Origin of the sequence: Dokdonella koreensis DS-123 (assembly GCF_001632775.1) — a bacterium.
GTDB lineage: Bacteria > Pseudomonadota > Gammaproteobacteria > Xanthomonadales > Rhodanobacteraceae > Dokdonella > Dokdonella koreensis.
The window spans coordinates 3940945-3955144 of the sequence record NZ_CP015249.1; the positions used below are offsets into that span (position 1 = coordinate 3940945).

The following is a 14200-nucleotide window of genomic DNA, read 5'->3' on the forward strand; positions in this document are numbered from 1 at the left end:
TTGGCGCTGCGCCCGCCCGCTGTTACTATACTTTCCAGTTCATTATTTGGTGCCGTCCATGGCCAGCCAACCCTGCCTTGTGTCCAGGATTCCTTCTCCTGCCTCCGTTTCCGGCCGCCGCGGTTCAGCGGTCGGTGCTGCCGTGCTCACGGTCTTGCTGGCCGGTTGCGCGGTCGGCCCGGAGTTTCGCTCGCCGGCACCGCCGGAAACCGGCGCCTACCTGCCCGACCGCCTGCCGGCGACGACGGCATCCGCCGACACGCCCACCGGCGATGCGCAGCGCTTCCTCGAAGGAACCAGCCCGCCCGACCGGTGGTGGGTGAACTTCGGCAATGACCAGCTGAGCCAGCGCATCGAGCAGGCGCTCGCCAACAGCCCGAGCGTCGCCTCGGCCCAGGCCGCGCTGCGGCAGGCCCAGGAAAACGTCAACGCCGCGCGCGGCTCGTTGTTCCCGTCGGTCGACGCCAACGCCGGCGCCACGCGCCAGAACGGCATCGCCGCGGGCACGCCGGGCACCTCGCCGTTCACCGTCTACAACGCCGGCGTCGGCGTTTCCTACACGCTGGACCTGTTCGGCGGCGTACGGCGCGGCGTCGAGGCGCAATCGGCCTTGGCCGACCTGCAGCGTTACCAGCTGGAGGGCACCTACCTCAGCCTGGCGGCCAATGTCGCGACGACCAGCATCCTGGAAGCGTCGCTGCGCGAGCAGATCCGGGCGACCGAGGAGATCGTCGACCTGTATCGCCAGCAGTACGACCTGACCAGCAAGCAGAGCGAGATCGGCGCCAAGTCGCAAGCCGACGTCCTGGTCGCGCAGAGCCAGGTCGCCACGGCCAGCGCCCAGTTGCCCGAGCTGCGCAAGGCGCTGGCGCAGACCCAGACGCAGCTCGCGGTCTACCTGGGCCGCTTCCCGTCGGAAGCCGAGTTCGCGGCGCTGGAGCTGGATGCCGTCAAGCTGCCGATCGACATACCGGTCAGCCTGCCGTCCACGCTGGTGCGCGAACGCCCCGACATCCGCGCCGCCGAGGCGCAGCTGCACCAGGCGACCGCCCAGGTCGGCATCGCGACCGCCAACCTGTTCCCGACGATCACCCTCAACGGCTCGTACGGTTCGCAGGCGGCACGCGGCGGCGACCTGTTCGGCAGCGGGACCGAGGCCTGGAGCCTCGGCCTCAACCTGCTCCAGCCGATCTTCCGCGGCGGCACGCTGCGCGCCCAGAAGCGCGCGGCCGAGGCCGGCGTGGACAAGGCCGCCGCCGACTACCGCACCACCGTGCTGACCGCGTTCCAGAACGTGGCCGATGCGCTGCGCGCGCTCGAGCTCGACGCCGCCGGGCTGAAGGCACAGGCCGATGCCGAACAGGCCACGCGCAGCAGCCTGGACCTGGTGCGTATCCAGTACGACGACGGCGCCGCCAGCTACCTGCAGGTGATCGACGCGACGCGCCTGTACCAGCAGGCCCGCATTGCCGTGATCCAGGCGCGCGCCGCGCGGCTGACCAATACCGCTGCGCTCTACGCCGCCCTGGGCGGCGGCTGGCGCGGTACCGACGCAGCCGCGATCGCGGCTGCGCAAACGATTTCGAACTGAGGAGAAACGCGCATGGCTACGCGCGAGCAACGCAAACCCAGCACCACCAAGCGCATGATCATCATGTTGCTGATCGTCGGCCTGCTGCTGGCCCTGCTGATCGGCTGGAACGTCATGGGTCAGGTCATGACGGCCAAGTTCCGCGAGAACATGCCGGTGCCGCCGCAGACGGTCACTTCGACCAAGACCGGCTACGACCAGTGGCAGCCGTCGCAGACCGCGGTCGGCACGCTGCGCGCGGTGCGGGGCGCGGACCTGGCCTTCGACGTCTCCGGCGTCGTCACCAAGGTCAACCTCAAGTCCGGCGATACGGTCCAGGAAGGCCAGGTGCTGATCCAGCTGCGCGACGACGACGACGTCGCCGCGCTGCGCCAGGCCGAGGCCGGCTCGGCGCTGGCCAAGGTGACCTTCGATCGCGCCAAGCGCCAGCTCGACGTCAAGGCGATCAGCCAGGCCGACTACGACAACGCCGCCGCCGACTTGAAGGCCAAGCAGGCCGCGGTGCAGCAGCAGCAGGCGCTCGTCGCCAAGAAGCAGCTGCGTGCGCCGTTCTCGGGCCGTGCGGGCATCGTCACCCTGAGCCCGGGCGCCTACGTCAATTCGGGCACCGCGATCGTCACCGTGCAGCAGACCGATCCGATGTACGTGGACTTCTTCGCGCCGCAACGCAACCTCGGTGCGCTCAAGGTCGGCCAGCGCGTGGCGCTGACGCTGGACGCCTATGCCGACCGTACGTTCGAGGGCGTGCTCTCGGCGATCGACCCGAAGGTGGAAGGCGATACGCGCAACGTCCGCGTCGAGGCGGCGGTGTCCAACACGGACGGTGCGCTCGTACCGGGCATGTTCGCCAATGTCAGCGTCGACGTCGGCGATCAGGATCGCCAGCTGACGCTGCCGCAGACCGCGATCACGTTCAATCCGTACGGCGAGACCGTGTTCGTCGTGAAGCCCAGCGAGAAGAAGGGCGAGGACGGCAAGCCGGCCCTGCCCGAGGCCCAGCAGGTCTTCGTCACCACCGGATCGCGGCGCGGCGACCAGGTGGCGGTGCTCACCGGCCTGGAAGAAGGCGCCGAAGTGGTCACCAGCGGACAGCTCAAGCTCAAGAACGGCACGCCGCTGATCATCGACAACAGCAAGCAGCCCAAGAACGATCCGAATCCCAAGCCCCAGGAACAGTAATGGGCCGGAACGGCGCCGCCGCTGCGACATCCGTCGGAGCGGCCGGCCGGCCGACCGCCACATCCCTGGCCGCGGGCTCAGGGGCAGAAGGAATATGAGATGAAATTCACCGATCTTTTCATCAACAAGCCGGTACTGGCGATCGTCGTCAGCCTGCTGATCCTCGTACTCGGGTTGCGCTCGGTCACCGACCTGACGGTGCGCCAGTACCCGAAGACCGAGAACGCCGTCGTCACCGTGACGACGACGTACTACGGTGCCGACTCGGCAACGGTCGCCGGCTTCATCACCCAGCCGCTCGAAGCGGCGATCGCCCAGGCGCAGGGCATCGACTACCTGTCGTCCTCGAGCGTGACCGGCGCATCGACGATCACCGCGACGCTGCAGCTCAACTACGACTCCAACCGCGCCCTGACCGAGATCCAGACGCAGATCAGCTCGGTCACCAACCAGCTGCCGCCGCAGGCCCAGCAGCCGGTCATCACGGTGCAGGTCGGCGAGACGATCGCCTCGATGTACATGGGCTTCTACAGCGAAACGCTGCCGGCCAACAACATCACCGACTACGTCGTGCGCGTCGTCAAGCCCAAGCTCGATTCGATCGACGGCGTGCAGACCGCCGAGCTGATCGGCGGCCGCCAGTTCGCGCTGCGCGCCTGGATCGATCCGGCGCGCCTCGCCGCCCACGGCGTCACCGCATCGGATGTCTACACCGCGCTGTCGACCAACAACTACCTGGCCGCAGTGGGCTCGACCAAGGGCCAGACCGTGACGGTCGCACTGACCGCCGCCACCGACCTGCACACTGTCGAGGAATTCCGCAACCTGGTCGTCAAGCAGAAGGACGGCGCCCTGGTGCGGCTGCGGGACGTCGCCAACGTCGTGCTCGGCGCCGAGGAATACGACTCGGCCGTCGCGTTCGACGGCAAGCAGTCGGTCTTCCTCGGCATCAAGACCTCGCCGGACGCCAACGTCCTGGACGTCGCCGAGCGCGTGCGCAACGCCTTCCCGGAAATCCAGTCGCAGCTTCCTTCCGGCATCACCGGCCAGATCGCCTATGACGCGACCAACTTCATCAATACCTCGATCGATGAAGTGATCAAGACGCTGGTCGAGGCGCTGGTCATCGTCACACTGGTGATCTTCCTGTTCATGGGCAGCTTCCGCGCGGTCATCATCCCGGTGATCGCGATGCCGCTGTCGCTGATCGGCGCGTTCTTCGTGATGCTGGTGCTCGGCTACACGATCAACCTGATCACGCTGCTGGCGCTGGTGCTCGCGATCGGCCTGGTGGTCGACGACGCGATCATCGTCGTCGAGAACATCGACCGGCACATCAAGGAGGAAGGCAAGACGCCGTTCCAGGCGGCGCTGGTCGCCGCGCGCGAGCTGACCGGACCGATCATCGCGATGACGATCGTGCTGGTGGCCGTCTACGTGCCGATCGGCTTCCAGGGCGGACTGACCGGTGCCTTGTTCACCGAGTTCGCGTTCACGCTGGCGGGCGCGGTCACGGTATCGGCCGTCGTCGCGCTGGCGCTGTCGCCGATGCTCGGCTCGCGCTTCCTCAAGAGCGAGCACGGCGGCAACCGCTTCGTCGACTTCATCGACCGGCGGTTCGACCGCCTCCACCACGGCTACCAGCGGCGCCTGCACGGCACGCTGGAGACCTGGATCGTACCGGTGGTCATGGGTGTCCTGCTGCTCGGCGGCACCGCCTACCTGTTCACCAACTCCAAGTCCGAGCTCGCGCCGGAGGAGGACCAGGGCATCGTGCTCGGCATGGGCATGGCCGCGCCGAATGCGTCGCCGGCGCAGGTGCGCGAGTACCTGCAGCAGATGCACGAGATCACCAAGACCGTGCCCGAGGTGCAGCAGACCTTCCAGTTCACCGGGTTCTCCGGTCCCAACTCGGTGTTCACCGGCGCACAGCTGACGCCCTGGTCGGAACGGACCCGCAACGCCAACGCAATACAGCAGGACCTGCAGCAGAAGTGGGCGGGGATGGCCGGCACCAATACGGTGGCGTTCCAGTTCCCGTCGCTGCCGGGTGCGCAAGGCATGCCGGTGGAGGTCGTGATATCGACCACCGAACCGTTCGAGAACCTCTACGAGGTCGCGCAGACGGTGCTCGATCGCGTGCAGAAGAGCGGCATGTTCTGGTTCGCCGACATGAACCTCAAGATCGACAAGCCACAGAGCACGGTCGAGGTCGACCGCGACATGGTGGCGACGCTCGGCATGACGCAGCAGGACGTCGGCAGTGCCCTGGGCTCGGCGCTCGGCGGTGGCTACGTCAACTACTTCTCGATCGCCGGCCGTTCGTACAAAGTCATCCCGCAGGTGCTGCAGGCCGACCGCCTCAATCCCGACCAGGTGCTCGACTACTACATCCGCACGCCGACCGGCTCGGTCATCCCGGCCTCCACGGTCGCGACGATCAAGAACGAGGTGGTCCCGCAGTCGCTGACGCGCTTCCAGCAGCTCAACTCGGTGACGATCCAGGGCGTGCCCGCGGTGGCGCAGGGCGAGGCGATCGACTTCGTCCGCAAGACGATCAACGAGGTCGCGCCGGCCGGCTACGGCGTGGACTACTCCGGGCAGGCGCGCCAGTACGTCAACGAAACCGGCGGCTTCGCGCTGACGCTGCTGTTCGCGGTCATCATCGTCTATCTCGCGCTGGCCGCGCAGTTCAACAGCCTGCGTGATCCGATCGTGATCCTGATCTCGGTGCCGATGGCGCTGTTCGGCGCACTGATCTTCATCAACCTGCTGCCGAGCTTCGTCGGCATGGGGGCGCTGTCCACACGCTGGTCGACCTCGCTCAACATCTACACCCAGGTCGGCCTGGTGACGCTGATGGGCCTGATCTCCAAGCACGGCATCCTGATCGTGGAGTTCGCCAACGAGCTGCAGCGCGCCGGCAAGACCAAGCGCGAGGCGATCGAGCAGGCGGCCGCGACGCGACTGCGCCCGATCCTGATGACCACCGCCGCGATGGTGCTGGGCGTGATTCCGCTGGTCATCGCCAGCGGCGCCGGTGCGGCCGGCCGCTTCAACATGGGCCTGGTCATCACCACCGGCCTGACGATCGGCACGCTGTTCACGCTGTTCGTCGTGCCGGCGTTCTACATGCTGCTGGCCCAGGATCACCACGGCGAAGCGGCCAAGCGCCTCGAGGACGAGGCGTCGTCCGCGCAGCCGGGCCTGGCCTGATGGAGGGCGGCGCCGGCCCCAAAGCCGGCGCCGCCGATACAATCGGCGGATGAACACGCCGCACGATTCCCCGCTCGGCCGCACCGTCGCCTTCGCCGCCGACTACGATCCGACCCTGCTGTTCCCGATCCCGCGCGAGGCCAAGCGCGCCGAGATCGGCATTGCCGCTCCGCTTCCGTTCGTCGGCATCGACTACTGGAACGCCTACGAGCTTTCCTGGCTCGAACCAGGCGGCAAGCCGCGGGTGGCGGTCGCCACGTTCGAGGTCCCGGCGAGTTCGCCGCGGATCGTCGAATCCAAATCGCTCAAGCTCTATCTCAACAGCTACAACCAGACCCACCTGGCCGATGTCGCCACGCTGCGCGCGCGGCTCGTGGCCGATCTGTCCGCGGCCGCCGGTGCGCCGGTGGGTGTTGCCGTCCAGCTCCTGCCGGCACCGCAAGCGCCCTGGATCGGCGAGCCGGAGGGCGAACTGATCGACGATCTCGACGTGACGTTCGACCGCTACACCCCGCCACAACCGGATCTGCTGACCGTGGATACCGGCGAGGACGAGGCCGACGAAGCCCTGGTCTCCCACCTGCTGCGCTCCAACTGCCCGGTCACCGGCCAGCCCGATTGGGCCACCGTGCAGGTCGCCTACGTCGGCCCGCGCATCGACCGCCGCGGGCTGCTGCGCTACCTGGTGTCCTACCGCCTGCACGACGACTTCCACGAGCAATGCGTGGAGCGCATCTTCATCGACATCGTCCGCCGCTGCGCGCCGCGCCGCCTCAGCGTCTACGCGCGCTATACGCGTCGCGGCGGCCTGGACATCAACCCGTGGCGCGCCACGGCCGGCAGCCCTCCCCCTCCGAATCGGCGCGCGTTCCGCCAGTGACCCGCGGCGTGCGCCTTGCGGCGTGCTGCCATCGTCCGGTCACGTCGGCGTCGCATCGTCGGGCAGCGGCCAGCCGCTCGGGCCGGGCGGGTGAACGCCACCTGACAGGACACCGGGCGCCGTAACCATTTGTTGCCGATTAGGGCCCTAATAACCTTTTGTTAATCCGGCGGGGGTGTAACGTATCGCCCCTCGCAACGGCGAGGAGGACTATCCATGGCCAACGAAACGAAGAAACCGGATTTTTCCAACGTGAGCGGTACGGTCACGTCGACGGCGCCGGAGGCGCCGGCGAAAGCCGACTTCAGCAATGTGCAAAGCAGCGTGGCATCGACGGCGCCGGACGCGCCGGTCGAGAAGGAAACCTACACCGTCGTCAAGGGCGACACCTTGTCGAAGATTGCGAAGAAGTTCTACGGCAACGCGAATCGGTGGCGGGCGATCTTTGAAGCGAACCGGGATCAGATTTCCAATCCCGACCTGATCAAGCCCGGTCAGGTGCTCACCATCCCCGCAGACACCGGCAAGTCCTGACCTCTACTGTTCAACGGAGCCACGTTCATGACCTCTATTCGCAAAACAGTCCCTCTGATCCTCGCACTCGGCGGCGCCCTGGCGCTGGCGGCCTGCGGCAAGAAGGAAGAGCCCGCGCCGGCTCCCGCACCGACGCCCGCCCCGGCTCCGGCGCCGGCCCCCACGCCGCCGCCGGCTGCGCCGGCAGGCCTGCTGCTGGTGTCGATCGACCTCGGCAGCGCGGTGGGCGCCGACATGAAGATCACCCAGCCGAAGACGACGTTTGCGCCGACCGACACGATCCACGCCGCGGTCAGCACGTCCGGCAGCGCGCCGAGCGCGACCATCGCGGCCAAGTGGACCTACCAGGACGGCCAGGTCGTCAACGAGGAAAGCAAGACGATCGCACCGACCGGTGCAGCCGTGACCACGTTCCAGATCAGCAAGCCGGACGGCTGGCCCGCCGGCAGCTACCAGGTCGCCATCTCGATCGACGGCAAGGACGCAGGCACGCAATCGTTCCAGGTGCAGTAGCCGCGTGATCCGCTGCGTTCGTGAGCATGACCGCAGCGCGATAACGACCTGAACGGATCTTCAGGACAACAATGGGCGCGGCGAAAGCCGCGCCCATTGTCTTTTACTGACACTGTCAGTTACTCACTGCCTTTCACCGGCAGGTTTCTCGGCGAGGACACGCTCCACGCTGCCCTGGGTCAGCGGGTGGTAGCCGGGCTTGGCCTTGGTGTAGATCGCACGGGCGAAGGTCAGCCCGTCCGGCGTCTTGGCCAACGCCTCGTACAACGGGAGCACCAGCTTGCGTCGGCCGATGCGCTCGATGAAGGCAGCGATCGCCGGGCGCGCCTGCGTGTAGCCGCTGCGGATCGTCAGGGCATACCAGCGGAACGCCACTTCGGCGTTGCCGGTACCGGTCAGCTTCCAGGCCTCGTCGAGTGCACGCAGCTTGTCCACCGGCAGCGTCTGCGGCAGACCGTTCAGGAAATGCAGCCACTCGAAGGTCACCCAGGTGCCGGCACCGATGTCCTTGGCGGCCAGTTCGCCGTCCAGCCAGCGCGTGCGTGCCGTATCGACCGCGGCGAATCGCGGCGAAACCGATACCGGTGCATCGGCCGGAATACCCGGCTTGTGCAGCCACGCGTCGACCTCCGCCGCGCTGACCTTGCCGGGATAGCGCTTGGCCAGGTGCTCGTCGTAGTAGGCGAGGAACTGGTCGGTATCGATGCTGCGGAACGCGAAATGATCGAAGTAGCCGCGCAGGAACGGGTCGAACGCCTCACGTCCGTAGCGCAGCTCCAGGAAGCGCAGGAACCACCGCCCCTTGTTGTAGGGCACGCCCGACAGGCCTTCGTCGGGATCGACACCTTTCAGATCGGGCACCAGCAGCTGCTCGTTGGCCGACATCTTGGCCATCTCCTCGCGCACTTCGCCCTCGTCGACCACGCGCTGCATGTCCGCTTCGTCCTTGCCGTAGACCGCCTCGACGATGCGGTTCTCGACATAGGTCGTGAAACCCTCGTTCAGCCACATGTGCTGCCAGTTGGCGTTGGTGACCAGGTTCCCGGACCAGGAATGGGCCAGCTCATGCGCGATCAGTCCGACCAGGCTCTTGTCGCCCGCGATGACCGTCGGTGTCGCGAAGGTCATGCGCGGATTCTCCATGCCGCCGAACGGGAAGCTGGCCGGCAGCACCAGGATGTCGTACCGCTCCCAGCGGTAGGGGCCGTAGAGCTTCTCGGCCGCGCGGATCATCGACTCGGTGTCCTCGAACTCCTTGGCGGCACCGGCGACCACCGAGGGCTCGGCATAGACCGCGGTGCGCGGGCCGGTCTCCCGCACCGCCAGGTCACCCGCCGCGATCGCCAGCAGGTACGACGGGATCGGCTGCTTCATCGTGAACCGGAAGTCACCGTTCAGCGCATGCTTGGCGTCGTTGTCCGCACTCATCAGCACGCGATAGCCGGCCGGTGCCTTGATCCGCGCACTGTAGGTGAAGCGGACCGAGGGCGTGTCCTGCAACGGTACCCAGCTGCGCGCATGGATGGCCTGCGACTGCGAATACATGAATGACCGCTTCTTTCCGGCCGTCTGCTCGGGCGTCATCCACTGCAGTCCGGATGCCGTCGGCGCGGTGCGGTAGTAGATCCGCACCGCCGGCGCCGCATCCGGGAGAGCGATGTGCAAGGCCGAGCCGAAGATCGGGTCACGCGGATCGAGGCGGTAGTCGACCTTCTTTTCCGTGCCGTCCGCGCCGACGGCCAGGACGCGCTCGATGTTCAGGTCCCGCGTATCGAGCACCAGATCGTGCGTCTTGGCATCCTTCCAATCCAGATCCAGGCGCACGTTGCCGGCCAGCCGGCGATCGGCGAAATCGATGTTCAGGTCCAGCGCGAGCGCGCGCACGCTGACGCTGTCGGTGTTTGCATAGCTGTGCGGATCACCGGCAAACGCGCAGGTCGGTGCCGTCAGCATCGAAAAGAGGATGAGATCACGGAACGTCATGGGTTCTTGGCATGTGACGTGCTACGCACGGGAGGACTGGGAGATTGTCGCATCACTGCCCGGGTCCCGCCTGAGCCAGAAGTCGGGCCGGTTTCGGACAGCAAGAAAGGAAGCTGCCGTCACTCGATCGCGGCAGCGATGGAAGGAAGAACGTCATGGCCAGACCGCTGGACCGATTTGCTCGGCTGCTCGATTGCGATACCGAGAAGAAGCTGCAACGGCAGATCAGCCGCTGCGCGCTCTCCGCCGGATTCGAATGCTGGACCTACACGGTCAGCCTTTCGGCCTCGACCAGGGCACCCTACGTGCTCAGCGAGGAGCCGCGCAGCGGCATCTCCGACCACCTCCAGCTCCTGTGCCGCAGCAACGAACCGATGATGGCGCATTGCCGCCAGCACGCCACGCCGCTGGTGTGGACCGCCGAGCCGGCCATTGAAGGAACCGACGGCACGCCTCCGTGCCGGCTCCTGGAGGATGCCACCGGATCGGGGCTGCAGGCCATCATCGGCGTGCCGGTCCACGGCCTCGGCTGCCGCTGGGGCGTGGTCGTCGTGGCGACCTACCATCCGTTGAAGCGACGCGAAGTGGTCAGCCGGCTGCCGCAGGTGCAACTGCTGGCCACCTACGTCCACGAGGCCGGCCATCGCTATGCCGCAGAGATGACCCGCGACGACCAGATCCATCTGACCGTGCGCGAGATCGAATGCCTGCGCTGGACTTCGCTCGGCAAGACCGGCTGGGAGATCAGCCGGCTGCTCAGCATTTCCGAGCGCACGGTCGTCTTCCATCTGGAGAACGCCTCGCACAAGCTCGGCGTCTTCAGCCGGCACCAGGCCGTCGCGCGCGCGATCGCGCTGGACCTGCTGCAACCGTCCGATCCGTTAACGGCGCCGGTGCTTCCAGGGTACAATCGCGACCTCGCGCCGGGTTAGCACAGTGGTAGTGCAGCGGTTTTGTAAACCGAAGGTCGGGGGTTCAAATCCCTCACCCGGCATACCGACGCCGCTTGCCTCGTAAGCCGGCGTGACCCCCAAAGGTCGGCGCCGCCCACGGCGGCCCGCCAAGACGCGACGGATGGATGTTTCCCACCTGCTGGACGCGCTGAATCCTGCGCAGCGCGAAGCCGTGAGCACGCCGGCGGGCCACTGCCTCGTGCTGGCGGGTGCCGGCTCCGGCAAGACCCGGGTACTCACGCACCGCATCGGCTGGCTGCTCGAGGTCGAACGCGTCTCGCCCTGGTCGATCCTCGCGGTGACCTTCACCAACAAGGCCGCCGGCGAGATGCGCACGCGGACCGAGGGGCTGGTCGGCAACGACGCCCGCGGGCTGACGATCGGCACGTTCCACGGCATCGCCCACCGGCTGCTGCGCCGCCACTGGCGCGAGGCGGGCCTGCCCGAGACGTTCCAGATCCTGGACGCCGACGACCAGCAGCGGCTGGTCAAGCGCACGATCCAGGGACTCGGGCTGGACGAGGCACGCTTTCCGCCACGCCAGGCCGCCTGGTTCATCAACGGCGCCAAGGACGAAGGCCGGCGTCCCGACGCGATCGCCGCCGACGGCAATCCGCTGGCCCAGACCCTGGTCGACATCTACCGCGCCTACGAGAACGCCTGCCGCCGCGCCGGTCTCGTCGACTTCGCCGAGCTGCTGCTGCGCGCCCACGAGCTGTGGCTCAACGACGACGCCCTGCTCGCGCACTACCGGGAGCGCTGGCGGCACCTGTTGATCGACGAGTTCCAGGACACCAACACGCTGCAGTACGCCTGGATCCGCGTGCTGGCCGGAACGACCGCCCAGGTGTTCGTGGTCGGCGACGACGACCAGGCGATCTACGGTTGGCGCGGTGCGCGCGTGGAGAACGTGCAGCATTTCCTGCGCGACTTCCCCGATGCGGCCACGATCCGGCTCGAACAGAACTACCGCTCGACCTCCAACATCCTCGGCGCCGCCAATGCCGTGATCGCGAACAACCGCGACCGCCTCGGCAAGCAGCTGTGGACGGCGGGCCCGGCCGGCGCGCCGATCGAGGTCTACGCGGCGTACAACGAACAGGACGAGGCCCGCTATGTGGTCGACCGCATCGGCGAGCACATCGACGGCGGTGGATCGGCGGCGGACGTGGCCGTGCTCTATCGATCCAACGCGCAATCGCGCAACTTCGAAGAGCACCTGATCCAGCGCGACATTCCGTATCGCGTCTACGGCGGCCTGCGCTACTTCGAACGCGCCGAGATCAAGGACGCGCTGGCGTACCTGCGCCTGCTCGCCAATCGCCACGACGATGCGGCGTTCGAGCGCGTCGTCAACACGCCGCCCCGCGGCATCGGCGACCGCACGGTCGATGCACTGCGGCGGCGTGCGCGCCGGGACGACGCCTCGCTGTGGGAGGCCTCTCTGGCGGAGCTTGCCGGCGCGGAGCTGGCCGGCCGCGCGAAGAACGCGCTGCGCGCATTCCTGGAGCTGATCGATGCGCTGGCGCGCGAATGCCTGAGTCCGGAGGCGGCAGGTGACGTCCCGGCCGATGCCGTGATCGACGAGCCGCTGTCGCTGCAAAAGCAGGTCGAGCTCGCGATCGGGCGCACCGGCCTGCGCGACTTCTACGAATCGGACTCGCGCGGCGGTGCCGAATCGCGCGTCGAAAACCTCGACGAACTCGTCAACGTCGCCGACCGGTTCGAGCCGACGCCCGAGGACGTAGAGGCGGGATTGTCGCGCCTCGGCGCCTTCCTGGCCCATGCCGCGCTCGAAGCGGGCGAAGGCCAGGGGGAAGCCTGGCAATCGTGCGTCCAGCTGATGACGCTGCACTCGGCCAAGGGCCTGGAGTTTCCGCTGGTCTTCCTGGTGGGGCTCGAGGACGGGCTGTTTCCGAGCCAGAAGTCGATGGAGGAACCCGGCCGCCTGGCCGAGGAGCGGCGGCTGGCCTATGTCGGCATCACGCGGGCACGCGAGCGCCTGGTGCTGACCTACGCCGAATCACGCCGCCTGCACGGCATGGAGATGTACGGCCGGCCGTCGCGTTTCCTGGCCGAGATCCCGCGCGAGCTGCTGCACGAGGTGCGTCCCCGGGTGCAGGTCAGCCGGCCGGTGTTCGCCGGACCGCGTGCCCTGGCGGCCGAACCGGACGCCCAGGGCCTTTCCCTGGGCCAGCGCGTCCGCCACGAGACCTTCGGGGAAGGCGTCGTCGTCGACTTCGAAGGCAGCGGCAACCACATGCGTGTGCAGGTCAATTTCGAGGACAGCGGACAGAAGTGGCTGGTGCTCGCCTACGCCCGGCTTTCGCCTCTGAACGGCGCGTGAGAATCGCGGGCGCCTGACCTGTTCCCTGCCTGATTCCGCCGGCATGGCCGCCCCGCGAACGGCGGCCTGGGGAACCGCGAGCGGGCCTGCCGCGACGGCACGAGCGGATCCCGCGGCTGCCCGACGCCGGACGATCCGCGGATGCGCCGGACGGCCGGGCTCACGCGGTGGCGCCCCCTGACGTTTCGCATTGGTGCCGGACACGACAGCCGCTACCATGCGCCGGCAGCCCCTGCTGCCCGTCATTCAAAGGAGACATCATGAACCGGAACCTCCACGCGATCGCCCTCGCCGCCATCGGCCTGTTTGCGACGACCGCGAGCCATGCCCAGGACAGCGGGTTCTATTTCGGCATCGGCGCCGGCTCGAGCGAGTACAACGACACCCTGCGCCGCCAGATCTTCGACGCCTACGAAGGCAATGCCAGCTACGCGGTCGAGTCGGCCCGGCTCAGCGACAAGAGCGGCAGCGCGTTCAAGTTCACGGCCGGCTACCGCTTCACGCCGTGGCTGAGCGGCGAACTGGCCTATGCCACGCTCGGCGAAGCGCACAGCGACTTCCGGCTGAACTCGATCGCCCCGCTGACCAGCGGTACCGCCGCCATCGAGGGCGAATACAAGCTGCACGGCATCAGCGCGGTCGCCGTCGGCGAGATCCCTCTCGGCACCGATTTCTCCGCTTCGCTGCGGGCCGGCCTGGTGTTCTCGCGGCTCGAGTACGCCGAGCGCGGCACGTCCGCCAGCGATACCCCGCACCGCTTCAGCGCCGACGACGAGGACAAGACGCGGCCGATCGCCGGTATCGGGCTGGCCTGGAACATCGACCCCACGTGGAGCCTGCGCCTGGACTGGGACCGCTGGTTCCGCGTCGGCAACCGGTTTGCCCTCACCGAGGGCGGCAACGGTCGCTTCGACCACGTCGACGCCTATACGCTGAATCTCATCTGGCGCATGCCGCGGTAAGCACCGGCAACGGCGCATCGTGCGTACGTGGCGGCCGGCATC

The 14200-nt window shown here is 67.6% G+C and carries 10 protein-coding genes and 1 tRNA gene; 10 read left to right on the forward strand and 1 reads right to left on the reverse strand.

The window, feature by feature from the left end; all coding sequences use genetic code 11:
• The first annotated feature begins 142 nt into the window (after window positions 1–142).
• From I596_RS16095 to I596_RS18820, 6 genes are all read left to right on the forward strand, one after another.
• The gene (locus I596_RS16095) at window positions 143–1591 is read left to right on the forward strand and encodes an efflux transporter outer membrane subunit (RefSeq protein WP_067650274.1); all 1449 of its coding nucleotides are present in this window, start codon (window positions 143–145) and stop codon (window positions 1589–1591) included.
• Between the two features lie 12 nt (window positions 1592–1603).
• Window positions 1604–2770, forward strand: a complete 1167-nt coding sequence (locus tag I596_RS16100) for an efflux RND transporter periplasmic adaptor subunit (RefSeq protein WP_067650277.1) — start codon at window positions 1604–1606, stop codon at window positions 2768–2770.
• A gap of 99 nt (window positions 2771–2869) precedes the next feature.
• Complete coding sequence (locus I596_RS16105; protein WP_067650280.1) at window positions 2870–5986, forward strand: efflux RND transporter permease subunit; 3117 nt, start codon at window positions 2870–2872, stop codon at window positions 5984–5986.
• Between the two features lie 49 nt (window positions 5987–6035).
• Window positions 6036–6866 carry an NADPH-dependent 7-cyano-7-deazaguanine reductase QueF gene (gene queF, locus I596_RS16110; RefSeq protein WP_067650283.1) on the forward strand — a complete coding sequence of 277 codons (831 nt, stop codon included), beginning with the start codon at window positions 6036–6038 and terminating at the stop codon, window positions 6864–6866.
• A gap of 216 nt (window positions 6867–7082) precedes the next feature.
• Complete coding sequence (locus tag I596_RS16115) at window positions 7083–7400, forward strand: LysM peptidoglycan-binding domain-containing protein (protein WP_067650286.1); 318 nt, start codon at window positions 7083–7085, stop codon at window positions 7398–7400.
• A 27-nt stretch (window positions 7401–7427) separates the two neighbouring features.
• Window positions 7428–7913, forward strand: a complete 486-nt coding sequence (locus I596_RS18820) for a hypothetical protein (RefSeq protein WP_067650289.1) — start codon at window positions 7428–7430, stop codon at window positions 7911–7913.
• Window positions 7914–8036: 123 nt separating this feature from the next.
• Here I596_RS18820 and I596_RS16125 read toward each other — a convergent pair whose 3' ends face one another.
• Window positions 8037–9896 (reverse strand): M1 family metallopeptidase, encoded by a 1860-nt coding sequence (locus I596_RS16125; RefSeq protein WP_067650292.1) that lies wholly within the window; start codon window positions 9894–9896, stop codon window positions 8037–8039.
• Window positions 9897–10051: 155 nt separating this feature from the next.
• Between I596_RS16125 and I596_RS16130 the strand changes: the two genes are divergently transcribed.
• The 4 genes from I596_RS16130 to I596_RS16145 all read left to right on the forward strand — a co-directional run bounded on the left by I596_RS16130 (window position 10052) and on the right by I596_RS16145 (window position 14158).
• Window positions 10052–10828, forward strand: a complete 777-nt coding sequence (locus I596_RS16130) for a helix-turn-helix transcriptional regulator (RefSeq protein WP_067650295.1) — start codon at window positions 10052–10054, stop codon at window positions 10826–10828.
• A tRNA-Thr gene (locus I596_RS16135) sits at window positions 10819–10890 on the forward strand. The genes I596_RS16130 and I596_RS16135 overlap by 10 nt, the downstream gene beginning before the upstream one ends.
• 80 nt (window positions 10891–10970) lie before the next feature.
• Window positions 10971–13196: a DNA helicase II gene (uvrD, locus tag I596_RS16140; RefSeq protein ID WP_067650298.1), complete on the forward strand. Its 2226-nt coding sequence runs from the start codon at window positions 10971–10973 to the stop codon at window positions 13194–13196.
• Window positions 13197–13456: 260 nt separating this feature from the next.
• Window positions 13457–14158: an outer membrane beta-barrel protein gene (locus I596_RS16145; protein WP_067650301.1), complete on the forward strand. Its 702-nt coding sequence runs from the start codon at window positions 13457–13459 to the stop codon at window positions 14156–14158.
• The last annotated feature ends 42 nt before the right edge of the window (window positions 14159–14200 follow it).